The organism is Methylorubrum extorquens, assembly GCF_024169925.1.
GTDB classification, from domain to species: domain Bacteria; phylum Pseudomonadota; class Alphaproteobacteria; order Rhizobiales; family Beijerinckiaceae; genus Methylobacterium; species Methylobacterium extorquens_A.
Window position 1 is genome coordinate 2,392,303 of record NZ_JALJXF010000001.1, and the last position, 20,022, is coordinate 2,412,324.

The 20,022-nt window shown below is 68.4% G+C and carries 20 protein-coding genes and 2 pseudogenes; 11 read left to right on the top strand and 11 right to left on the bottom strand.

From position 1 onward, the window contains the following. Positions 1-145 precede the first annotated feature (145 nt). The 6 genes from J2W78_RS11270 to J2W78_RS11295 all read right to left on the bottom strand — a co-directional run bounded on the left by J2W78_RS11270 (position 146) and on the right by J2W78_RS11295 (position 4,560). Positions 146-649 carry a lysozyme gene (locus tag J2W78_RS11270; protein WP_437178551.1) on the bottom strand — a complete coding sequence of 168 codons (504 nt, stop codon included), beginning with the start codon at positions 647-649 and terminating at the stop codon, positions 146-148. A gap of 230 nt (positions 650-879) precedes the next feature. Then, complete coding sequence (locus tag J2W78_RS11275) at positions 880-1,209, bottom strand: hypothetical protein (protein ID WP_103711666.1); 330 nt, start codon at positions 1,207-1,209, stop codon at positions 880-882. Beyond that, a complete protein-coding gene (locus J2W78_RS11280) occupies positions 1,206-1,655 on the bottom strand; it encodes a hypothetical protein (protein ID WP_103711667.1) in 450 nt (149 codons plus the stop codon). The genes J2W78_RS11275 and J2W78_RS11280 overlap by 4 nt, the downstream gene beginning before the upstream one ends. Continuing rightward, entirely contained in the window at positions 1,652-1,918 is a 267-nt protein-coding gene (locus J2W78_RS11285; protein ID WP_103711668.1) for a hypothetical protein, read from the bottom strand. Before J2W78_RS11285 ends, J2W78_RS11280 begins: the two co-directional genes overlap by 4 nt. Further along, entirely contained in the window at positions 1,915-2,280 is a 366-nt protein-coding gene (locus J2W78_RS11290) for a hypothetical protein (protein ID WP_103711669.1), read from the bottom strand. Before J2W78_RS11290 ends, J2W78_RS11285 begins: the two co-directional genes overlap by 4 nt. A 282-nt stretch (positions 2,281-2,562) precedes the next feature. Then, a complete protein-coding gene (locus J2W78_RS11295; protein ID WP_181017417.1) occupies positions 2,563-4,560 on the bottom strand; it encodes a hypothetical protein in 1,998 nt (665 codons plus the stop codon). A gap of 463 nt (positions 4,561-5,023) precedes the next feature. Between J2W78_RS11295 and J2W78_RS11300 the strand changes: the two are divergent. Next, a pseudogene (locus J2W78_RS11300) lies at positions 5,024-5,464 on the top strand (cation diffusion facilitator family transporter); the annotation flags it as partial. A 16-nt stretch (positions 5,465-5,480) separates the two neighbouring features. Here the strand turns inward: J2W78_RS11300 and J2W78_RS11305 are convergent. Then, positions 5,481-6,293 (bottom strand): annotated as a pseudogene (locus tag J2W78_RS11305) (IS5 family transposase). A 176-nt stretch (positions 6,294-6,469) separates the two neighbouring features. Between J2W78_RS11305 and J2W78_RS11310 the strand changes: the two are divergent. The 6 genes from J2W78_RS11310 to J2W78_RS11335 all read left to right on the top strand — a co-directional run bounded on the left by J2W78_RS11310 (position 6,470) and on the right by J2W78_RS11335 (position 12,820). Continuing rightward, positions 6,470-6,721 carry a DUF2171 domain-containing protein gene (locus J2W78_RS11310; protein WP_210202096.1) on the top strand — a complete coding sequence of 84 codons (252 nt, stop codon included), beginning with the start codon at positions 6,470-6,472 and terminating at the stop codon, positions 6,719-6,721. A gap of 205 nt (positions 6,722-6,926) precedes the next feature. Further along, the gene (locus J2W78_RS11315) at positions 6,927-7,184 is read left to right on the top strand and encodes a hypothetical protein (RefSeq protein WP_103711593.1); all 258 of its coding nucleotides are present in this window, start codon (positions 6,927-6,929) and stop codon (positions 7,182-7,184) included. Between the two features lie 145 nt (positions 7,185-7,329). After that, positions 7,330-7,563 (top strand): hypothetical protein, encoded by a 234-nt coding sequence (locus tag J2W78_RS11320; RefSeq protein WP_103711592.1) that lies wholly within the window; start codon positions 7,330-7,332, stop codon positions 7,561-7,563. A gap of 65 nt (positions 7,564-7,628) precedes the next feature. After that, on the top strand, positions 7,629-7,991 hold the full coding sequence (locus tag J2W78_RS11325; RefSeq protein ID WP_245436450.1) for a hypothetical protein: 363 nt from the start codon (positions 7,629-7,631) through the stop codon (positions 7,989-7,991). A 140-nt stretch (positions 7,992-8,131) separates the two neighbouring features. Then, positions 8,132-9,559, top strand: a complete 1,428-nt coding sequence (locus J2W78_RS11330; protein ID WP_103711591.1) for an efflux RND transporter periplasmic adaptor subunit — start codon at positions 8,132-8,134, stop codon at positions 9,557-9,559. Between the two features lie 15 nt (positions 9,560-9,574). Continuing rightward, positions 9,575-12,820 (top strand): efflux RND transporter permease subunit, encoded by a 3,246-nt coding sequence (locus tag J2W78_RS11335; RefSeq protein ID WP_103711590.1) that lies wholly within the window; start codon positions 9,575-9,577, stop codon positions 12,818-12,820. Between the two features lie 219 nt (positions 12,821-13,039). On the opposite strand, the gene J2W78_RS11340 is transcribed toward J2W78_RS11335, so the two are convergent. Continuing rightward, positions 13,040-13,441, bottom strand: coding sequence for a MerR family transcriptional regulator (locus J2W78_RS11340; RefSeq protein ID WP_056378774.1), 402 nt, complete (start codon positions 13,439-13,441; stop codon positions 13,040-13,042). 99 nt (positions 13,442-13,540) lie between these two features. Between J2W78_RS11340 and J2W78_RS11345 the strand changes: the two genes are divergently transcribed. From J2W78_RS11345 to J2W78_RS11355, 3 genes are all read left to right on the top strand, one after another. Then, positions 13,541-15,721 (top strand): heavy metal translocating P-type ATPase, encoded by a 2,181-nt coding sequence (locus J2W78_RS11345; RefSeq protein ID WP_103711589.1) that lies wholly within the window; start codon positions 13,541-13,543, stop codon positions 15,719-15,721. A gap of 53 nt (positions 15,722-15,774) precedes the next feature. Beyond that, positions 15,775-16,236 carry a signal peptidase II gene (gene lspA, locus J2W78_RS11350; protein ID WP_245436449.1) on the top strand — a complete coding sequence of 154 codons (462 nt, stop codon included), beginning with the start codon at positions 15,775-15,777 and terminating at the stop codon, positions 16,234-16,236. Positions 16,237-16,324: 88 nt separating this feature from the next. After that, positions 16,325-17,395 (top strand): L,D-transpeptidase family protein, encoded by a 1,071-nt coding sequence (locus tag J2W78_RS11355; RefSeq protein ID WP_103711603.1) that lies wholly within the window; start codon positions 16,325-16,327, stop codon positions 17,393-17,395. Positions 17,396-17,454: 59 nt separating this feature from the next. Here the strand turns inward: J2W78_RS11355 and J2W78_RS11360 are convergent, their stop codons facing one another. Both J2W78_RS11360 and J2W78_RS11365 read right to left on the bottom strand, forming a co-directional pair. Continuing rightward, complete coding sequence (locus tag J2W78_RS11360) at positions 17,455-18,549, bottom strand: HigA family addiction module antitoxin (protein WP_103711587.1); 1,095 nt, start codon at positions 18,547-18,549, stop codon at positions 17,455-17,457. Positions 18,550-18,567: 18 nt separating this feature from the next. Further along, entirely contained in the window at positions 18,568-18,804 is a 237-nt protein-coding gene (locus J2W78_RS11365; RefSeq protein ID WP_245436447.1) for a type II toxin-antitoxin system RelE/ParE family toxin, read from the bottom strand. A 392-nt stretch (positions 18,805-19,196) separates the two neighbouring features. Between J2W78_RS11365 and J2W78_RS11370 the strand changes: the two genes are divergently transcribed. Then, complete coding sequence (locus J2W78_RS11370; RefSeq protein ID WP_253370573.1) at positions 19,197-19,460, top strand: hypothetical protein; 264 nt, start codon at positions 19,197-19,199, stop codon at positions 19,458-19,460. A gap of 137 nt (positions 19,461-19,597) precedes the next feature. On the opposite strand, the gene J2W78_RS11375 is transcribed toward J2W78_RS11370, so the two are convergent. Then, positions 19,598-19,984, bottom strand: coding sequence for a hypothetical protein (locus J2W78_RS11375; RefSeq protein WP_245436445.1), 387 nt, complete (start codon positions 19,982-19,984; stop codon positions 19,598-19,600). Between the last annotated feature and the right edge of the window lie 38 nt (positions 19,985-20,022).

Consider the following 20,022-nt stretch of genomic DNA (forward strand, 5'->3'; position numbering starts at 1 on the left):
CGCCCGGATGGCGAGCGCCTCCTTCGCGGCTTCGAGGAGGGCAAGCTATGCCATTAGGGCGAGGGCGGCGAGCAGGACAATTGCGAACGTCGACATGATCAGATCCCCTTCAGGCAGAGGGCGCGCTCGGCTTCGCGCCGGCGGGTCAGGCCGGGGAGACGACGCCGCCGGCGCGGTTGAAGCGGAGGATGGCGTCGCAGGCGGCGCGAGGCTGGCCGGCGTTCGCGAGGCGGGCGACCGAGCTCTTGCAGAACCCGTTCGTGCCGATGTTGTAGGCGAGGCTCACGTAGGCGGCGTACGCGCCGTCCGTGATCGCGGACGTGACGCACCCCTCGACGGCCACGGCGTACTTCTCCAGCGACGTCGCCAGCATCGCCTTGCACTCGGCCACCGAGTAGCTGTCGCCCGGCTTCACCCCGGCCGTCTCGCCGTAGCAGACGGTCCAAGGCTTCCCGCGCGTGGCCGGATCGGGATAGGCCGTCTGGCGCAGGCCCTCGAAGGTGCCGACCACGCTGATGCAGGCGGCGCCGAGGGTGGCGTTCCGCTTCGTGCGGGACGGTCCGCGTCCGGGCTTGCGGACGTCGGCGCGGACGTCCGGGATCGCGGACGCGCCGGCGATGGCCGGCTTGCGGTTGAGCCAGGCGAACATCAGGCGTCCTCTCCGGAGAGGCAGGTCTGGGCGACCAGCCGGGCGGCCATGCCGCCGAGGTTGACGGCGGCGTAGACGGTCGCGAATACCGCCGGCGTGATCGGGGGGGCTTGCCGAGAATACGGACATGCCGAGCTCCACCGCCCCGAGGACGGCCCTGACGGCGTTGAGCCGGAAGGACCAGGACCGCTTGGCAACGGTCTTGGCGTTGGAGACGAGCTTGGGCTTCCTCACGGCGAGGACCTCCGGATGCGGGTTCGGGTCGGCGCCGGGGGAGGCGCCGGGGGGAGCGGGAATGCCGCGCGCAGGATCTCGCCGTGGTCGTGGAGCGCCCGGGTCAGGTCGGTGCCGGTCCGGATCAGGCTGAAGCCGAGGTCCCGGTCGACCGGGTCGAGGGCGATGCGCGGAAGGCCGGGAACCTGATCGACCGGCCGGCGCGCCTCCTTGATGCGGCTGACGACGTACGTTCCGCCCGCGAGGAGGCCGCCTACGGCGATGGTCCCGATGGCCTTGAGGGCGTTGGCCGGCAGGCCGATGAACGTGGTGAGCCACTCAGTCACGGGCAGCCCTCGAAATGATGCGCGCGCGCGTCGTTGCGGCCCTGGTCCCAGATGGCCCGGAGCGCGCAGTAGGTGTCGACGAGGGCGAGGATGCCGTAGGCTCCGCAGCCCGTGTTCCAGCCGGGGTACCCGTCACGGGCCAGGAGGAATGCCATCCCGGACCAGACGCAGGCGCCGACGGTGGCGGTGACGAACTGGAGCGAGGGTGAGTGGCGCTTCGACCCGTTCACCCAGAGGCCGATCATCCGGATAAGGGCGACGCCGAGGAGCGTGGCGCCCCAGGTGCCCTCGGGGGCGATGGCGGACCAGGCGTCGAACGTCGGACGCAAGAACGTGGCGCCCGGCAGCAGCAGGGCGACCGCGACGCCGAAGAGGACGAGGGCGCCGACCCACTCGGCCTCGCGCCGCTCGTGGTGCCCCTGGAAAGGCAAGCCGTACCGGGTCATCGACCGCTCCCCTTGCCGGAAGCCCGGGGTGCCTCGGCCTCGGCCACAGACTCGGTCTCGGGCTCGGAAGGCGCCTCGACCTCGGGGGCGGGCTCGGGCGCCGGGACGGGCACATGGTCGGCATGCACGACGATGCCGGTCTTGCCGCACCGGCCGCAGTGGACCTCGCTCCATGTCATCCCCGGGGCGATCAGGGGCGCCATGCCGGCCCTGCAGGCCGGGAGATCCTTGCAGGCATCGAAGGGGAAGGGCTGGTTGGTCATGGCGCGTACTCCGCGTCGAGGCACGTCCGCTGGCGGCGCGGGACGGGCGAGGAGGGACCGGCCGGCGCCATGTCGACGCGCACCTTCGTCGCGAGGACGGTGACGACGGCCCCGTCCACGAGGACCAGCTTGAGCCCCTCGGCGACGACGGCCCCGGCCGCGTTGGCGACCCCCAGGCCGCCGAGGATGGCGAGGTGCCGGCGGATGCGGCCGACGTTGACGGAGCGCGTCCGCAGCGCCGTCATGGCCGCCCCGTCGTCGTCGCCCGCGACGGTCACGCCCAGGGCGCGCTCGGCATACCGGCGGACGGCGTGGTCGGTGACGCGAGCCAAGATGCCGGTAGGATTGCGGCGTTGCTCCATGGCGTCACGCGGCCCAGATGCGGCGGACGCGGGGCAGGTAGATGAACAGTGAGCGGTAGTTCAATGACACGGTGACGGTCCCTGGTGGCAGGGAGAGCGTCAGGCAGCGGGCCCTATTCGGATAGGGACCGGGCGGCAGGTCATTGGCCCGATGGTCCCTGATCGAGGGAACCAGAACGACGAAGCCCCGCCAAACCTTTCGGTCGGGCGGGGCTCCCCTGAGATGTGCTGCATCTAGGACCTGTCGGCGAGGGCGATTATACTCCCGTTATCCCTGGCGTTTCAAGCGGATACGAGGGCGACGGTGGAGGTTCCGGCATCCAGGAGACGGGCCAGGAAGTCGGGTAGCGGGACCGGGATGGACGAGGCGCGCGGGGCGGAACGGAGCCCAGGGAAGGCCGCCACGGCACCTCCGCTGCGAGGTCCGCTACCCGCGTCCATCCCTGTCCCGGATGCCATTCTCGGGCTTCCCTGGGGATCGAGGGTCTGGGACAGGATCGAGATGGCAGCGGGACGGGCCGGAATGGCGTCGAGGGGGGGGTCCGAGGCGGTCGGTTCGCCCGAGGGGGGCAAGGGCCCCGGCACTGCCACTATAGAAGTGGTCGAACCGTGAGGAGAGGAGACGGACCCGTCCTCCGAGGTCTCGCAAGCGGTTTCGACGGCGGCCTCCGTCACGGTCTCGGCCACGGTCTCGGCGGGAACCTCGGCGGCCTCGGCCATGGCCCGGCGCAGGCTTGTCTCGCCCCGGCGCCCGACGAACGCCTGGACGATCTCGCGCATGGACCTGCCGGCCGCCTGCAGGGCGAGGGCCTCGCGACCGTCGGCGAGTCTGGCGGATACCGTGACGGCGAGGGGCGTGGCGCCGGCCTCGGCCCGGCGATCCGCCGAACGCTGCCTCTCCGACCGCACCACGCCACCCAGGAGAAGGGCCCCGGCACCGGCTGCGCGCAGGACGTCATCGGAGACGTCGGACAGGCCGAGCAGGCTCAGCATCTTCGACTTGGAGTATTCGTACATGACCGGACGCTCGACACCCTCGTGGTCACGGGTCTCGCCGTTCTCATGGCGCCGCAGAACCCGCTCCAGGGCGCCGAGGCTGGTCCGGAGCTCGCCCTCGGGCAGGCCCGCGGGACCGGCCAGACGCTCCGCCCACGAGGCGGCGGTCCCGCCCTCGGCCTGGGCGAGGGCGCAGGCGCTCAGGAACGCCCACAGGTCTCGCTTCCCGACATCCGGGGTCCCGCCCCACATGATGCGCACGGCGTCGAGGGCCTGGACGATGCCCGGCCAGTATCCGCCGGAAATCCGGCGGGTCGGCTGCCGATCCTCGTCGACGGGAAGGCCGGCGGCCTCGGCCTCGGCGCGGCGGGCCTGGCGACCGGCCTCGCGGATCTCGTACTCCGCCTGGCGCTCGGCCTGGAGGGCGGCCATCTCATCGCGGGTGAAGGGGAGGAACGCCGAGGCGAGATCCTCGAAGTCGTGCCGCTCGACGTCCGCCCAACTCGCCGGCCAGACCAGCCGGGCGACCTTGCCGCTCTTGCCATTGTAGCTCCCGGCCAGGCGCAGGACGCGGGCCGTGTCCGTCGCGGCGCGGTCGAGGCCGGTCCCGCGCCAGACCGCCGCCATCTGCTCCTCGTGGGCCACGACCTCGGGGTCCTGCCGACGGGTTCCGCCGGATGTCCGTACGACCTCAGCCGCCTTGCCGCCGGCGGGACCGAGCATCCACCGCTGGACCGCCCGATGCCGTCCGGTGACCCCCTTTGCCGCCATGAGCGGCTGATGAAGCCACACGAGATGCAGGCCTCGTCCGCTGAACAAGATGTAGCTGGGAAGCGGCTTCCCGGCGGCGCGCAGGCGCTCGATCAGGATGCCTGCCATCTCCTCCGGGTCGAGCCCACGGAACTCGGCCTGGTCGTGGCAGTCGCAGTCCGCGATCAGTGACTGCAACTGGACGAGCGAGGTCGAACCCCGGGCGCCATGGAACCTCTGCATCGAAAGATGCGTCGCCCAAAGCAGGGCGTCCGAGGTGGCGAGCTCGGAGACGGTGACGACACGCGTCTCCCACCGATGCTCACCGTCGCTGCCCTGGGACACCCGCATGAGGCTGACCTTACCCTTGACGCCGGGCAGGTCGGGGTGGAGCACGCGGGCGTGGGCTGCGCGGGGGGAGGCGTTGACTCGGGTCTGGTACTCGCCGCGCATGGCAACGAGCTCGGCCTCTGGACGCAGCATCGGTGCGAACGGATCGAGGCGTGCGGGAGCGATGGTAGGGAAGTGGAACAAGGCGGCGACGGTCCAGTGACGTCGCAGCGGGGCAGCACGACCCGACGCGACCCAGGAATGATCCCACCGACTCCGGAAATCTGCCAGACCTAAGCTTTGACGGGCCCCGGAAAGGCCTCTTCGCCCCAGGAGACAGACCTAGGTGATGGGATGCACTCAACAATGGACAGCCATCGCCAGGGGGCCTGTCGGTTCGTTCGTCGATGACGACGGCAAATACCTATTCGGCATCCGGAATAGCGTCCCGAGCCTCCCCAGCGGCCCATCCCAGAAAATCCGTTCGATATAACGAACTGCATGAATATTAGGCAACCTCGCACTTGGCCGCCTCATTCGCGGGCAATCATGCCCAGGAGTCACGGATGGGCTTTATCAATCCTTTCGCCAAGCCTCCCGGGAAGCGCAGGAAGCGCCATTCTGACCCGCCAGCCCGTCACCTAGATCGGGCCATGCACGGCCCGGCATGGCTGCGGACTTCGCCGTTTCCGCTGGCGTGGTGCTCGCCGGCCTGGTGATCCTCTACACCGGCTGGACCTGGCTCGACCCCGTCGTGAGCCTCGGCATCGCCGCAGTCATCGTGTGGAGCACCTAGGGACTCCGGCACGAGAGCCTCGCGATGTCTCTGGCCGCGGTGCCCACCGGCATCGATCCCTCGGCGGTACGAAGCCACCTCGAAGCCCTGCCAGGGGTCACAAAGCTGCACGGCCTCCATATCTGGCAGATGAGCACCACGGAGGTCTGCGTCACCGCGCACCTCGTCACGGCCGGCGAGCATCCCGGCGACGCCTTCCTGATGGAAGCCGCCAACGGGATGCTGGAGCGCTTCGGGATCGGACCCATCACCCTTCAGGTCGAGACCGGCTCGGGAACGTCCTGCTCCCTGGCCCCCGCCGAAGTGGTCTGAGAGTCCGTCCGATAAGTCATGAGGCGCGTCCCAGCCGTCGAACGAGGATCATGACGGCAGCGGCGTAGAGGAAGGCTTGGGCCGAGGCGAGGGTCGCCTCCGGGTCTTTTCAAAGGCGGCGGTTGCGGCTGATCCAGCCAAAGAAGCGTTCGACCACCCATCTGCGCGGGTGCACGGCAAAGCCGACTTGATCCTTGGGTTTGCGCACGATGTGGACGGTGATGATCGTTGCAGTCGCGGGCCTGTCGCCCGCATAGCCTGCATCGGCGAAGGCCTTGGCGATGAACGGGAAGGTCCGCCGCGACAGGCGCAGCACCGGTCCGGCCCCATCGCGATCCTGTACGTCGGCGGCCTGCGGATCGAGCACGAGCGCGCGCCCGTCCGTGTCGACCAGGGCCTGACGCTTGCGGCCTTTGATCTTCTTTCCGGCGTCGTAGCCCCGGGGGCCACCGCTCTCGGTGGTCTTCACGCTCTGGCTGTCGAGTACCGCGGCGGTGGGTGAGGCATGCCGACCAGCCCGCTCGCGGTCGGCCATGACGAGCGTGTGGTTGATCCGGCCGAACAACCCGTCGTCGCGCCAGCGCGCGAAGTAGCCGAACGTCGTGCTGCGTGGAGGCAGGTCCTTCGGGATCAGCCGCCAGGCGATACCGCCTCGCAGCACGTAGAAGATGGCGTTCAGGACCTCCCGCGTCGTCCAGACTGGCGGGCGGCCACATGGCGCCGGCTCCGGCATCAGAGGTGCGATCACCGCCCACTCGGCATCTGTCAGGTCGGTTTCATAGCGCAGGCCCGCACGGCTATGCTGCCGCCGGGTGGTCGGGGTCCACATGGCAGATCCAGGTCAGGTTTCAGCACCCTCTTGGAATCACTGCCATCCCGGCCACTCAACCCTGCCTCAGCCCCTTATCGGACGGGCTCTGAGACGTTCCATAGATACCAGCCGGATTACGAACCATCGGCCGGAAGGTTCGTTTGCAGGTCCTGGTTCACGGGAGGAGAGCGGGCATGGTCGAGCCGACGGACATCACGGCGCACATGGAGGTCCTGTCCGCGGACGGGCTCCATGTTGGAACGGTCGACCACATGGAGGGCGACCAGCTCATCAAGCTGACGCGGACGGACCCGGCCGCCCATGGTCGGCACCACCTGCTTCCCCTGGCCTGGGTCGACCATGTCGACGAGCGCGTTCACCTCACGGCCACGGCCGCCGATGTCAGGGCCCAGTGGGAAGATGACGGCGGCACGCCGGGCAAGTAGCCGTCCGGCCCCGTTCGTCCGCCAAACTAGATACCGGACGCCTTCGCTATGATGAACACCAGCTTAACGCTACAATGACCCCCCCAATTCCATTGGGCCCAACATAGTCCCGACAGGTCGATACGTTTGTGGTCATGAAATCATCTCGGATCGGTTTTCGAGGGAGATGCGTTGCTGCCCATACAATGTTTCTGGGAGCACCAAGATGAAGCGCAAACTGTTCGCATTCGCGGCCATCGCGACCCTGGCCCTCACGCCGGCCGTTGCCGTGGCACAGCACATCGATGTCGGTCCGGGCGGCGTCCGCGTCCATGGCGACAGCCATGGGGAGCGTCACGGCGACGGCCACCACGGCGACCGCCATGAGCACCGAGAGGTCGTGCGCGAGCATCATCACCACGACGACCATCACGACGACCACCACGGCGGTGAGCGCCGCACCACGGTCATCGAGCGCCACTGACCATGGACGAGCCCGGGCATTACGGGGACATCCCCTTGATACCCGGGCTTCCCTGTCCCGTCCGCCTGATGGGTGAACGGAGACTTCAGGTCTCGTTCAAGTCGCCGACGACATGCTGCTGGCATCACCTGCAGAGGAAAGAGCCATGCGAGCCCGCGTTTTAGCCCTACTCGCCGCGACCCTGATCCTCGCCCCCGCCGCGGCGTCCGCCCAGTATTACGGCGGCGACTTCGACAGGCGCGGCCGCGACGTCCATGTCGACCGCTACCACCACGGAGACCATGACGACATCGTCGTGCATCGCCATCGCCGCCACTACGAGGAGCGGCCAGTCTACTACGAGCGTCGTTACCACCACCACCACCATCACGACTATTGAGGCTTGCCCCCTTTCGCGGGCCATCCGGCATGTACGGGTGGCCCGGAATGGTTCATAAGGCGGCCATGAGCGCAGTATCCCCGATCAGGGCCTACGAGGCGATGCGCGGCTGGTGGGTGACCGCCGTCCGCGCGCTGTCGTTCGTCCTGGTCCTGGCGCTCGTCGTCCCCGGAGCCGTCCCGTCCGCCGAGGCCCAGCGCCTTCCCGGCACGGAAGCCTCGCTGTCGGCCTACACGGCACAGGCAACGTCGGGCCAGCCCGACGGCTGCCCAGCCTGCCACGCCACCTGCGGCTGCCACCTCGCGGTCACCCCGGAAGGTTCTGCCTGGCTCCCGTCCGCCGCGACCGGGCGTCCATCCTACGCCACTGTGGACGTGGCCCTCGCCTCCATTTCGTCCGGCAGGCTTCCAAGGCCCCCTCGCGCCTGAGGCGGGACCGCCACGCCCGTGGCGCGTGCCCGGCCGGCCCTCCCAGCGGAGGCCGGTCTGCAGACCAAGCGTGACAAGCAACGGACCTACCAGATCGCCCGACGCGGCGTCCGGGTCCCAGGTGAACGGCCCTCCTTCCCATGCGTGCATTCCTGTCCGTGGCCTTCCTGGCCCTCGGCATCGCCATCGGCGGTGCTTTCCCCCGCGTGTCCGAGACCGTGCAGGGGGCGCTGGCCGCAGCCGGCCTCTCGACCGCGGGCAAGACGCCGGCGACCCATGTGGCTTTGACCAGGCCACCGGCCTCCAAGGCGGATGATGACGACGACCAAGAGCACGCCAAGGGCGAGCCCAAGCCTGCCGGCGAGCCCAAGCCTGCCGGCGAGCCCAAGCCTGCCGGCGAGCGGAAGCATTCGGACGACGAAGGCAATCCCGAGCCCGGAGGCCACAAACACGCCGAGGGCGGGGCGCACGGCCACGACGAGGAGGGCGAGGGCAAGATCAGGATGACCGCCGAGCAGGCCGAGCGGCAGGACATCAAGCTGGCCAAGGTCGAGGGCGGCGTCCTCTCGCGTCACCTTCTCGTGCCCGGCACCATCGCCCAGGACGCCGACCGCATCGCCCGCGTGCCTGCGCGGGTCGCCGGCACCGTTGCGGAGATGCGCAAGCGCCTCGGCGAGGACGTCGCCAAGGGCGAGGTCGTCGCCGTCCTCGACAGCCGCGAGGTCGCCGAGGCAAAAAGCGACTTCCTCACCGCGACGGTCAAGGCGGACTTGGAGAAGACCAACTTCGACCGCCAGAAGGCTCTCTGGGACAAGCGGATCTCGGCGGAATCGGCGTTCCTGAACGCGAGGGCCGCCTACTCCGAGGCAACCCTGCGCATCGACCTCTCCCGCCAGAAGCTGTCGGCCTTGGGGCTGAACGCGACCGAGGTCGCCGCCGCGGCCAAGAAGGACGAGACCACCCCGAACCTGTCGACCCTGCGCCGTTACGAACTGCGCTCGCCCCTCGCCGGTCGGATCGTGGAACGCAAGGTCGACGTCGGCACGAAGGTGGGCAGCGAGGGCGACCCGGCCGACGTCTACACGGTCGCCGACCTCTCCTCGCTGTGGATCGAGATTTCCGTTCCCACCACCGAGCTATCGAAGGTCCGCGAGGGAGCCAGGGTGACCATCGTCGGCGGCGAGGAGACCCCACGCCCCGAGGGCAAGGTCGTCTTCGTCAGCCCGATCCTCAACCCCGAGACGCGCTCGGCCCGGGTCATCGTCGCCCTGCCCAACAAGGACATGGCCTGGCGCCCGGGCACCTTCGTCACGACCGAGATCGAGATCGCACAGGACAAGGTCGAGGTTCGCCTGCCGAAGTCAGCCATCCAGAACATTGGGGCTGAGAAGGTCGTGTTCGTCCGGACCGAGGAGGGCTTCTCGAAGCGGGAGGTGACCATCGGGAAGGCGGACGACGACGCCTACGAGATCCTGTCCGGGCTGGAGCCCGGCGACGAGGTGGCGGTGGCCAACTCCTTCGTCCTCAAGGCCGAGCTCGGCAAGGCCGAAGCCGGCGACGACGATTGAGCGGAAGAAACGGTCATGATTTCCTCCGTACTCAACTTCTCCGTCCGGCAACGTTACCTCGTGGTGCTCCTGTCGCTCCTGGCGGCCGGTTTCGGCGCGTTCTCGCTGACCAAACTGCCCATCGACGCCGTTCCCGACATCACCAACAACCAAGTTCAGATCAACACGACGGCGCCGTCCCTGAGCCCCTCGGACATCGAGCGGCAGGTCACGTTCGCCATCGAGACCTCGCTCGCGGGCATCAAGGGCCTGGAATACACCCGCTCGCTCTCCCGGAACGGGTTCTCCCAGGTCACCGCCGTCTTCTCGGAGGCGACCGACGTCTACTTCGCTCGCCAGCAGGTCGCCGAGCGCCTGCGGGAGGCCGAGGCCGCGATGCCGTCCGGGACCGAGCCGCGCATGGGGCCGATCTCCACGGGCCTCGGCGAGATCTACATGTGGTCGGTGCATTACGCGAAGCCCGGGGAGCGCAAGCTCGCCCGCGTGGGCAAGCCCGGTTGGCAATCCGACGGGAGCTACCTGACCCCCGAGGGCCAGAGGCTCTCAACGGAGCTCGAACGCACGGCCTACCTGCGAACGGTCCAGGATTGGATCATCCGTCCCCAGGTGAGGACCGTCCCTGGTGTGGCCGGCGTCGACGGCATCGGCGGCTTCGAGAAGCAGTACCACGTCCAGCCGGACCCGATGCGACTGACGGCCCTTGACCTGTCGTTTGTCGACATCGGCCGGGCACTGGAGGCCAACAACGCAAATCAGGGCGCGCGCTACCTGGAGGACAACGGCGAGGGCTACGTCGTACGCGCCGCGGGGCGCCTTGAGAGCATGGAGGACATCGGTTCGGTTGTCGTGACCACGCGCGGCGGCGTGCCCGTGCGCATCTCCGACATCGCCGAGGTCCGCATCGGACGCGACCTACGAACCGGTTCGGGCAGCGAGGACGGGCAGGAGGTCGTCATCGGCACCGCCCTGATGCTCATCGGCGAGAACAGCCGTACCGTGGCCGCCGCCGTCGACGCCCGCATGGGCGAGATACGGCGTACGCTACCGCCCGGCGTCGAGGTCCGGACCGTCCTTAACCGCACCGTCCTCGTCGAGGCCACCATCCGGACGGTGGCGAAGAACCTGGCCGAGGGCGCCGCCCTCGTCATCGTCGTACTGTTCCTGCTGCTCGGCAACATCCGCGCGGCCATCGTCACGGCCCTGGTCATCCCGGTGGCGATGCTGATGACCATGACCGGCATGGTCCAGGGGCGCATCAGCGCCAACCTGATGAGCCTCGGCGCCCTCGACTTCGGCCTCATCGTCGACGGCGCCGTCATTATCGCGGAGAACGCCTTGAGGCACGTAGCCGAGAGGCAGGCCCAACTCGGGCGCAAGCTCGACCTGAATGAGCGCCTCGCCACCGTCCGGGCCTCGGCCGAGGAAATGATCAAGCCGTCCCTGTACGGGCAGGCCATCATCATCCTCGTCTACGTGCCGCTCCTGACCTTCACAGGGGTCGAGGGTAAGATGTTCGAGCCGATGGCGCTCACCGTCATCATCGCCCTGATCGCGGCCTTCGTCCTGTCGCTGACCTTCGTACCGGCGATGATCGCCATCGTCATCACCGGCAAGGTCACTGAGACCGACAACCTCTTCGTCCGTGCGATCAAGGCCGCTTACCGCCCGGTCCTCGGGGCCGCCCTGCGCGTGCCCATGCTGTTCGTTGCGGTCGCGCTCGTCCTGCTCGTGGGCGCCGGGTTCCTGTTCAAGGGGCTGGGCCAAGAGTTCATCCCGCAGCTCGACGAGAAGAGCATCGCGCTCAACGCCCAGCGCATCCCCTCGACCTCGCTGAGCCAGTCCCAGGCGATGCAGTTGAAGATCGAGCAAGCCATCGGACGATTCCCCCAGGTCGCCTACGTCTTCTCCAAAACCGGCACCGCGGAGGTCGCCTCGGACCCGATGCCGCCGAGCTCGTCGGACACCTTCGTCATCCTCAAGCCGCAGGCCGAATGGCCAGACCCCGGCCTGCCGAAGGCCGAGCTGCAGGAGGAGATCGAGAAGGAATTGGGGGGCCTTGCAGGCAACGTCTACGAGTTCTCCCAGCCGATCCAGCTTCGTTTCAACGAACTCTTGGCCGGTACGCGAGGCGACCTCGCCGTGAAGGTCTTCGGCGACGAGCTTGGCCCGATGACCGCGGCCGCGAACCAAGTCGCCGCGATCCTGCGGGGTGTCGAGGGTGCCGATGACGTGAAGGTCGAGCAGACGGCAGGACTGCCGTTCCTGGACATCAAGATCAACAAGCGGGAAGCCGCGCGCCTCGGCTTGAGCACCTCGGCCATCCAGGAGGTCATTGGGGCGGCCATCGGCGGCCGCGAGTCCGGCGCCGTCTTCGAGGGCGACCGGCGCTTCCCCATCGTAGTGCGCCTGAACGACAAGGTGCGCGAGGACCGCGAGGCCCTGGAGAACATCCCGGTCCCGTTGCCTCCCGGGCCGAACGGGCGCACCGCGTCCGTTCTCCTGAAGCAGGTGGCGAGCTTCTCGGTGACGGAGGGCCCGAACCAAATCTCGCGGGAGAACGGGCGGCGTCGGGTCGTGGTCACCGCCAACGTGCGCGGTCGCGATATCGGCTCGCTCGTCGCCGAGGCACAGGCCAAGGTCGCGTCCGATATATCGCTACCCACCGGGTATTACGTGACCTGGGGCGGGCAGTTCGAGAACCTTGCTTCCGCCCGACAGCGCCTGATGGTGGTCGTTCCCGTATGCTTCTTCCTGATCTTCCTGCTGCTGTTCTCGGCCCTGAACTCGGCCCGCGACGCCCTGCTGGTGTTCAGCGCCGTGCCCCTGGCGCTGACCGGCGGCATCGCGGCCCTGTGGCTGCGCGGGATGCCGTTCTCCGTGCCAGCTGCCGTCGGGTTCATCGCCCTGTCCGGGGTGGCAGTGCTTAACGGCCTGGTGATGCTGACGTACGTCAAGCAACTCATCGCCGAGGGTCGTCCGCGGCGCGAGGCCATCATGGAGGGCGCCATGACCCGGCTACGTCCGGTGGCGATGACCGCCCTGGTGGCGTCCCTCGGGTTCGTGCCGATGGCTTTGGCGACCGAAACCGGTGCCGAGATCCAGCGTCCCCTGGCGACCGTAGTCATCGGCGGCCTTATCTCGGCGACCCTGCTGACCCTCGTCGTCCTGCCGGCCCTCTATGCCAGGTTCGCCGGTGCGGTCGCCCCCGAAAGAAAGGATCAGCCCATGTCGGTCCAACCACATCTCCGCGCCGCCGAGTAGGAGGGTCGGAATGAGTAAGAAAGTCGCCCGAACCATCCCCGACTGGGGCGGGGGCGCACGTCGCCGACGGCGCGTCAGGCCCCATGTCCGGCGGGCGGCCAGCCGGACTTTCGGACTGGCCCTCATCGCAATCCCGGCCTGCGTCTATCTGCTCTACTGCCTCTGCAACATCGGCGGGAAGACGCACTTCCACCTGATGCCGATGGCGCCGACCCATCCTCAGGACGGCTCGCCATGGGGGGACAAGGCTTCGATGATGCGACAGTCGGCGACCGAGCCACACCCGCACTGACCGATGACGTCGCGCAATTCCTGGGCGAGCCGGGTCAGGTCGGAGAGCTTGCGCTCGACCTGGGCGAGATGAGAGCGGGCGATGGTGTCGACCTCGGCGCAGGATCGGTCTCTGTCATCGGCAAGGGCAAGGAGCTCCCGGATCTGATCGACCGTGAAGCCCAGATCCCGCCCACGCCGGATGAAGCTCAGGCGGCGTAGGTGCTCACGACCGTAAAGACGGTAGTTGCCCGCCGACCGGGCCGGGGCCGGCAGGAGCTTGACCTTCTCGTACCAGCGAACCGTCTCGACGCTTGTATCGGTCGCCGCAGCGAGGTCGCCGATGGTCATGGGGGATGCGTTCGCCACGGCCTTGACCCTGTAGTTGCTACAGGGTGCATATAGGGCGTCCCACCGCCTGGCGCGACGCCCGGGCCAACGGAGCGTGCCATGCCTGGGACAGGAACCATCGAGGATATCCCCACAGCCGCCCTGCGCTACCGCGTGAAGGGCATGGATTGCCCAAGCTGCGCGTCCAAGATCGAGACGGCCGTGACCCGGCTGCCGGGCGTCGGGGACGTACGCGTGAACTACACGGCCCAGGTCCTCGACCTCACCCTCAACGAGGCCGCCACGCCCCGGGCGGTCCTGGAGGAGAGGATCACCGGGCTTGGTTACGGCGTCGCCACCCTACCCACGGCCGCGGACCTTGCACGCGCGCACGCGACCGGGGCCGAGATCCCCGCCATTGAGGACGAGAAGGCGGAGCCGCCGGTCTGGCGAAGTCGCAAGGGGCTGCTCGCCCTGGCCATCGCAATCCTGTTCGCCTTGGGCTTCCTGATCGACCGGGTCCGTCCGGAGTTGGTCGGCGAGTACGCCTACTGGCCCGGCGCGCTCCTTGGGCTCGCCTTCTACGGACGCCGGGCCATCGCCGCGGCGCGCAACGGCTCGCCGTTCTCCATCGAGATGCTGATGTCGGTTGCGACCGTAGGAGCTCTGGCCATCCATGCCGCGGAGGAAGCCGCTGTCGTGGTCCTCCTCTTCACCGTTGGCGAGATGCTCGAAGGCTTCGCGGCTGGCCGGTCCCGGGCCGGCATCAAGGCGCTGGTTGGACTGGTGCCGAAGACGGCGCGCCTCATCGAGGAGGACGGCGTCGTGCGCGAGGTACCGGCCGCCGCCTTGCTGATCGGCCAGACCGTGCTGGTCCGTCCCGGCGACCGGGTCCCCGCCGACGGCGAGGTCACGGACGGCTCATCGAGCCTCGACGAGTCCCCCATCACGGGTGAATCCGTGCCTCGGCCGAAGGAGGTCGGTGACGCGGTCTACGCCGGCAGCGTCAACGCTGACGGTGCCCTGCAGGTCAGGGTCACCCGGATGCCGTCCGACAACACCGTCGCCCGCATCCTCCACATGGTCGAGGAGGCGCAGGCGTCGAAGTCGCCAACCGCCCGGTTCATCGACCGCTTCAGCGCCGTATACACCCCGGTCGCCTTTGCCATCGCCGCCCTGGCGGCGCTCGGTCCGCCGCTGCTGCTTGGAGCCGACTGGGGCACCTGGATCTATCGCGGGCTGGCGCTGCTTCTCATCGCCTGCCCCTGCGCCCTGGTGCTCTCGACCCCCGCCGCCATCGCCTCGGGGCTGGCCGCCGGTGCGCGCCGCGGACTCCTGGTGAAGGGCGGCGCTGCCCTGGAGACCATCGGTCGGGTGCGTACGGTCGCCTTCGACAAGACGGGGACGCTGACGGTCGGTCAGCCGCTCGTCACGGATGTCCTGCCGTTCGCCCCCGACATGACGGACCGCGCCATGCTTGGTCTGGCGGCGGCTGTGGAGGCTGGGTCGAGCCACCCCATCGCTCGTGCGATCCTCGAACGTACGGAGGCGGACGGCATCCCTCTGCGCCCAGTGCGCGATGCCCGCGCGGTTCCCGGCAAGGCCGTCCAGGCCACGGTCGCCGGTCGCACGGTCGTGGTGGCATCCCCGCGCCACGCCGCGACGCTGGCCAGCCTCTCGCCGGAAGCGGAAGCGACGGTGCAGGCCCTGGAGGAGGCGGGCAAGACCGCCGTCATCGTGGTCAGGGACGGCGAGGCCCTCGGTGCCATCGCGGTCCGGGACGAGCCCCGTAAGGACGCGGCCGTCGGCATCGCGTCCCTGCGCGGGCTCGGCGTCGAATGCGTGATGCTGACGGGCGACAACAGGCGCACGGGCGAGGCCATCGCCAAGGGCCTGGGGCTATCGGTCCGGGCGGATCTCCTCCCTGCGGACAAGCTCGCCGAGATTGGGGCCCTGAAGGAGCTTGGCACCGTCGCCATGGTCGGCGACGGCATCAACGACGCCCCCGCGCTTGCAGCTGCCAACGTCGGCATCGCCATGGGCGGCGGCACCGACGCGGCGCTGGAGACGGCTGATGCCGCTGTCCTCAACGACCGGGTGGCCGACGTGGCGGCGCTCGTCGCGCTATCCCGGGCGACGCTCGGCAACATCCACCAGAACGTGGCCATCTCGCTTGGGCTGAAGGCGGTGTTCCTCGTCACCACACTTGCGGGCGTCACCGGGCTTTGGCCTGCCATCCTGGCGGATACCGGCGCGACCGTCCTGGTGACGGCCAACGCGCTCCGCCTCCTAAGGGCATGATGGGGTCCCGACCGCACGGACGAGCCCGCCGTATCGCAGTGGTGGGAGCCGTCATGGTGGCCGCCGCTGCCATCGACCTTGCCGCGAAGGCGGCGGCCGAGGCTTGGCTGGACGAGGGTAGTGTCCGGGGCTTCCTGCCCTTCGTCGACCTGACCATGTCGTTCAACCACGGCATCAGCTTCAGCCTGTTCCCGGCACGCGATCCATCGTCCCTGACCCTTCTCCTCGGCATCCAGGGCACGCTCACCTGCCTCATTGCCGTCTGGGCGGTGGCGGCGGGAAGCGGGCTCGAACGCCTCGGGCTCGCCATGATGGCCGGCGGCGCCGCGGGAAATCTCATCGACCGGTTCGTGGACGGGGCCGTCACCGACTACCTCGACTTGCACACGGGCGGCATGCGCTGGTTCACCTTCAACCTGGCGGATGCCTGGATCTCCCTGGGCGTCGTCCTGCTGCTCGTCGACGGCTTCCGAGCGCGCCGGCGGCATTCAGATGCCGGAGGATTGACCTCATGATAGCCCCGATCCCGCCGAACCGTGGCCACGGCAACCCGTCATGCCCCTCCCGGGCCCAGGCTCGGACACCGATACCGTCGAGGCCGACATGCTGAAGAAGATCATGCTTGGGTTGGCGCTCCTGCTGGCGCTGTCCGTCTGCCAGGATGGACGGTACGCGGGCTCCACACGCCACTTCGCGCCGATCCCGCCGGCGACCCTGGCGCTGATGTCGACGGTGGGGGTGTCTCCCAGCGACCCGATCCTGATGCGAGCCTACAAGAAGGAGTCCGAGATCGAGCTCTGGAAGCGTGGCGCAGACGGCAGGTACATCTTGCTGAAGACGTATCCGATGTGCCGGTGGTCAGGTCAGCTCGGGCCCAAGACACGTGAGGGCGACCGACAGGCCCCGGAGGGCTTCTACGCGATCACGCCGGAATCCATGAACCCGAATTCCAGCCTCTACCTCTCGTTCAACCTCGGCTACCCGAACGCGTACGACCGCTCCCTGGGACGCACCGGTACGCACCTGATGGTCCACGGCTCCTGCTCGTCCCAGGGCTGCTTCGCGATGACGGACGAGGCGATCTCGGAGCTCTATGCCGTGGTTCGCGAGGCGTTCGCTGGCGGCCAGCGTGCCGTCCAGTTCCAGTCCTACCCGTTCCGCATGACCCCGGAGAACCTGGCCCGACACCGGGTGGACCCGAACATGGCCTTCTGGAAGAACATCAAGGAAGGCGCCGACCGGTTCGAGGTCACGAAGGCCGAACCGGTCGTCGAGGTATCGGGCGGGCGCTACGTCTTCGATGCGAACGGCGACGGCCCCACCGCCGACGCGGTCGCACGGAAGCAGGCGGACGACGAGCGGCAGGTCGCTGCCCTGGTGGCGAACGGAACGCCGGCCGTCCGCCTGGTGTACGAGGACGGCGGTCAGCACCGGGCATTCCGCGAGACCATGATGGCGGCCGGATACGGTCTTGGCGAGGTTAGCCGCCCCGAAGCCCTGGCGGCAGGGCCGCGCGAAGTCGCGATGCCCGCTCAGGGGCCGGGCGCCACCGTCGGAAAGCGTGAGCCAGTGCGGAGCACGGCGGCACCCAAGCTTCCGGGGACCGGCGTGACGGAGGCGGAACGTCGGCGCCTGCTTGAGACCTTCGCCGCGGCTGGGGACGGGCGGAAGTGATGCAACGTCGGGGACAGGCGACGACATGACCGAGGGGCCTCGCTGATGCCCCGCGTTCGTCAGGCCGCGGCGACCTCGTCCGCCCATCCCAGGCGCGCCTTGAGGTCGTTCATGTGGCTGAAGGGAACGACGCGACGATGCTGCAGCATCCCGAGCACGATGCCCGGATGAAGCCCGACCTCGTCGGCGAAGGCCACCACCTCCTGTTTCGTCCGCGGGCACGTGGTGGCGAAAGCGTCGATCCGCTCGCGCCCGACCAGCATCTCCTCGGCCCAGGCATCCGCCTCGGCCTCGACGTCGTTGTCTTCGCCGTTCTTGTCGTCGACGAAATTCATTCCTCGATGCAGGCTGATGTGCGCTGCCTCGTGGAAAAAGGTCCACCAGAAATGGTCGTTGCTCTTCATGCGCAGCGACATCTGGATCAGGGGACGCTCGTCGTTCAGCCACCGCGCCGACCCGAAGACGCAGGTCTTGCTTAGGGGCTTCTGGAACACCAGGGCGACGCCGGACGCATGGCAGATTTCGAGCATGCGCGGCTCGAAGGTCTCAGGCCTTGCCACGGTCAGCGAACGGATCTCTGCGCATCCCTGCTTGAACCGCCCCGGATCGTAGGCAGGCAGGCTGAGCCGGCGCGCCTTCTCCTCGCCCAGCATCAGCCAGCACAGCATGTGGTGAGGCGAGGTGGTGCCGGTCCTCGCCTTGCGGTGGTGCACGGCCAGGGAACCGAGCTTCGCCTCGTAGGCGTGGGGTCCCCCGATCCCGAGGAGGCTCAGCAGCCCGTCCATGATCCTGCCGAGGTCGTTGGTCTGGGGAAGGCGACCGCAGGCCTTCAGTTCCCGGATAGGGAACCCCTTGAGCCATTCGGCCTCTCGCACGGCCGCCTCCTGCTCCCGCAGCCGTGCCTGAAACAGGTCCCAGTTCGCCTGGAGGCCGGTCCAGATGTAGGCCTTGAGGCCGAGCACGTGCTCCAGCTTCAGTGCAGTCTCGGGAGTGACCGGGTTGGAGCCGTTAATGATCGTGCTGACGAGCTTGGGCGTCATGTCGGCAATGCGGGCGAACTCGGCCTGGGACCAGCCGCGCTCCTGGATGTACTCTTCGAGGTGTTCGCCGGGATGGGTCGCCCATTGCGGCGTCCAGGCTTCCTGCGTCGTCATCCCCTTGGTCTCCGCCGTTCAGTTGCCATGGTAGTCGACGATTTCGATGATCTCGACCGCCGTGACCTGACCCGTGTCGAGGCCGCCGTCAGGCAGGCAGGGCAACGGGTCGTGGTCGGGCACGAAGACGATACGCCAGTTGTCCTTGATCGTGACCGAGAGTTGGCCGTCCCGGTTACCGCCGAGTTGATGCCGGCGGTCGGGTGGCTCCGTCGGGACGTCCGAGAGGCAGGCTGCCTGCCCCAAAACGTCCAACCGCCTCCGTATCGGTTTCGCTCTGTCCCCGTAGGCCTTCGCCATTTCCTTCGGGTCCGACAGCGCCTTCCCGAGGCGCTTAGACCGGAAACGGATCTGCATCGCACCAATCCGTTACCTGCAAGGTAATGCTCCGCACTCCGTTACCCAATAGGTAACACGGTCGCATGCGCATGGCGACTCCTTCCAAACCCGGGCCGCCTTGAGGATGAACACCGTTGATTTGGCGGTTAGCGGGACAAGCCTTCCTTATCCATGCCCATCGGGAGACTGCGCATCCTCGGAACCCTCTTCGAAGCGGAGCCGTTCCTCGTCGCTCCCGATCGGCCGGGCCGTTCGCCGGTCCGGCTCGGCGCCAGGACGAGCCACCAACAACCAACGAGGAAGCCCCCATGAGGAAGTCCCTGTTCGCCGTCGCCGCCCTGGCCGCGCTCGGCGCCATCGGCATCGCCGCCCCCGCCTCCGCCGCCCCCGGCATGGTCGGTGCCGTCGATGCCCAGACCAACATCGTCGACGTCCGCATGCACGACAGCCACGGCCACCGCGGCCATGGCATGCGCCATCACCACCATCGCGGTCACGGCATGCGCCATCACCACCATCACCGCGGCCACATGATGCGCCACGGTCACGGCCATCGCCACCACCGCATGTGATCTTCCAGGGGCCCTTCGGGGCCCCTTCTCGTTTCCGGCAACCTTACGCCGATGCAGGGTCGCCCCGCTCGACCGACGCGGTCATCGTGGGTGCATCGGTGTGCTTGGCGGGCCCTCCCGACTGCCAGGCGTGAGGCCTACTTCGAGAAGCGTGCCTGCAGGCTGTGGCCATGGACCTTGGTCGACAGCACCACCTTGGCGCCCGCTCCTAACGGGGCGCTCAGGGGCCCGACCAGCTTGTTGGGCGCTGAGGCGTTAAGCGTGACGGTCTCGGTCTTGCCCCCGGACTGGATGACTGCACGGGCGCTAACCCCCTTGGTGTCGAGGGGCTTACCTTCCTCGTCCTTCAGGAAGAACACCATCTCCTTATCCGTGCCGACGAACTCGATGGGGTGGCCGTCGGCCACGGTGATTTGACCGCCGTTGGGACCGACCTTTGCCGCCGAGGGTACCTGGGCGGCCGCGGCGGTCGCCAGGGTCGAGGACATCAGGAGGGCGGCGAGGATCGGAAAGGTCTTGCGCATGGGACGTCTCCTTGAGGGTTCAGATAAGCAGTCGTGCC

Bases quoted from the DNA above. Each gene is read 5' to 3' on its own strand.
- lspA (WP_245436449.1), top strand. From the start codon at position 15,775: ATGGTGGCCGCCGCTGCCATCGACCTTGCCGCGAAGGCGGCGGCCGAG.
- J2W78_RS11360 (WP_103711587.1), bottom strand. From the start codon at position 18,549: ATGACGACGCAGGAAGCCTGGACGCCGCAATGGGCGACCCATCCCGGC.
- J2W78_RS11320 (WP_103711592.1), top strand. From the start codon at position 7,330: ATGCGAGCCCGCGTTTTAGCCCTACTCGCCGCGACCCTGATCCTCGCC.
- J2W78_RS11280 (WP_103711667.1), bottom strand. From the start codon at position 1,655: ATGACCCGGTACGGCTTGCCTTTCCAGGGGCACCACGAGCGGCGCGAG.
- J2W78_RS11285 (WP_103711668.1), bottom strand. From the start codon at position 1,918: ATGACCAACCAGCCCTTCCCCTTCGATGCCTGCAAGGATCTCCCGGCC.
- J2W78_RS11335 (WP_103711590.1), top strand. From the start codon at position 9,575: ATGATTTCCTCCGTACTCAACTTCTCCGTCCGGCAACGTTACCTCGTG.
- J2W78_RS11375 (WP_245436445.1), bottom strand. From the start codon at position 19,984: ATGCGCAAGACCTTTCCGATCCTCGCCGCCCTCCTGATGTCCTCGACC.
- J2W78_RS11370 (WP_253370573.1), top strand. From the start codon at position 19,197: ATGAGGAAGTCCCTGTTCGCCGTCGCCGCCCTGGCCGCGCTCGGCGCC.
- J2W78_RS11355 (WP_103711603.1), top strand. From the start codon at position 16,325: ATGCTGAAGAAGATCATGCTTGGGTTGGCGCTCCTGCTGGCGCTGTCC.
- J2W78_RS11310 (WP_210202096.1), top strand. From the start codon at position 6,470: ATGGTCGAGCCGACGGACATCACGGCGCACATGGAGGTCCTGTCCGCG.
- J2W78_RS11330 (WP_103711591.1), top strand. From the start codon at position 8,132: ATGCGTGCATTCCTGTCCGTGGCCTTCCTGGCCCTCGGCATCGCCATC.
- J2W78_RS11345 (WP_103711589.1), top strand. From the start codon at position 13,541: ATGCCTGGGACAGGAACCATCGAGGATATCCCCACAGCCGCCCTGCGC.
- J2W78_RS11290 (WP_103711669.1), bottom strand. From the start codon at position 2,280: ATGGAGCAACGCCGCAATCCTACCGGCATCTTGGCTCGCGTCACCGAC.
- J2W78_RS11270 (WP_437178551.1), bottom strand. From the start codon at position 649: ATGTTCGCCTGGCTCAACCGCAAGCCGGCCATCGCCGGCGCGTCCGCG.
- J2W78_RS11340 (WP_056378774.1), bottom strand. From the start codon at position 13,441: ATGACCATCGGCGACCTCGCTGCGGCGACCGATACAAGCGTCGAGACG.
- J2W78_RS11315 (WP_103711593.1), top strand. From the start codon at position 6,927: ATGAAGCGCAAACTGTTCGCATTCGCGGCCATCGCGACCCTGGCCCTC.
- J2W78_RS11325 (WP_245436450.1), top strand. From the start codon at position 7,629: ATGAGCGCAGTATCCCCGATCAGGGCCTACGAGGCGATGCGCGGCTGG.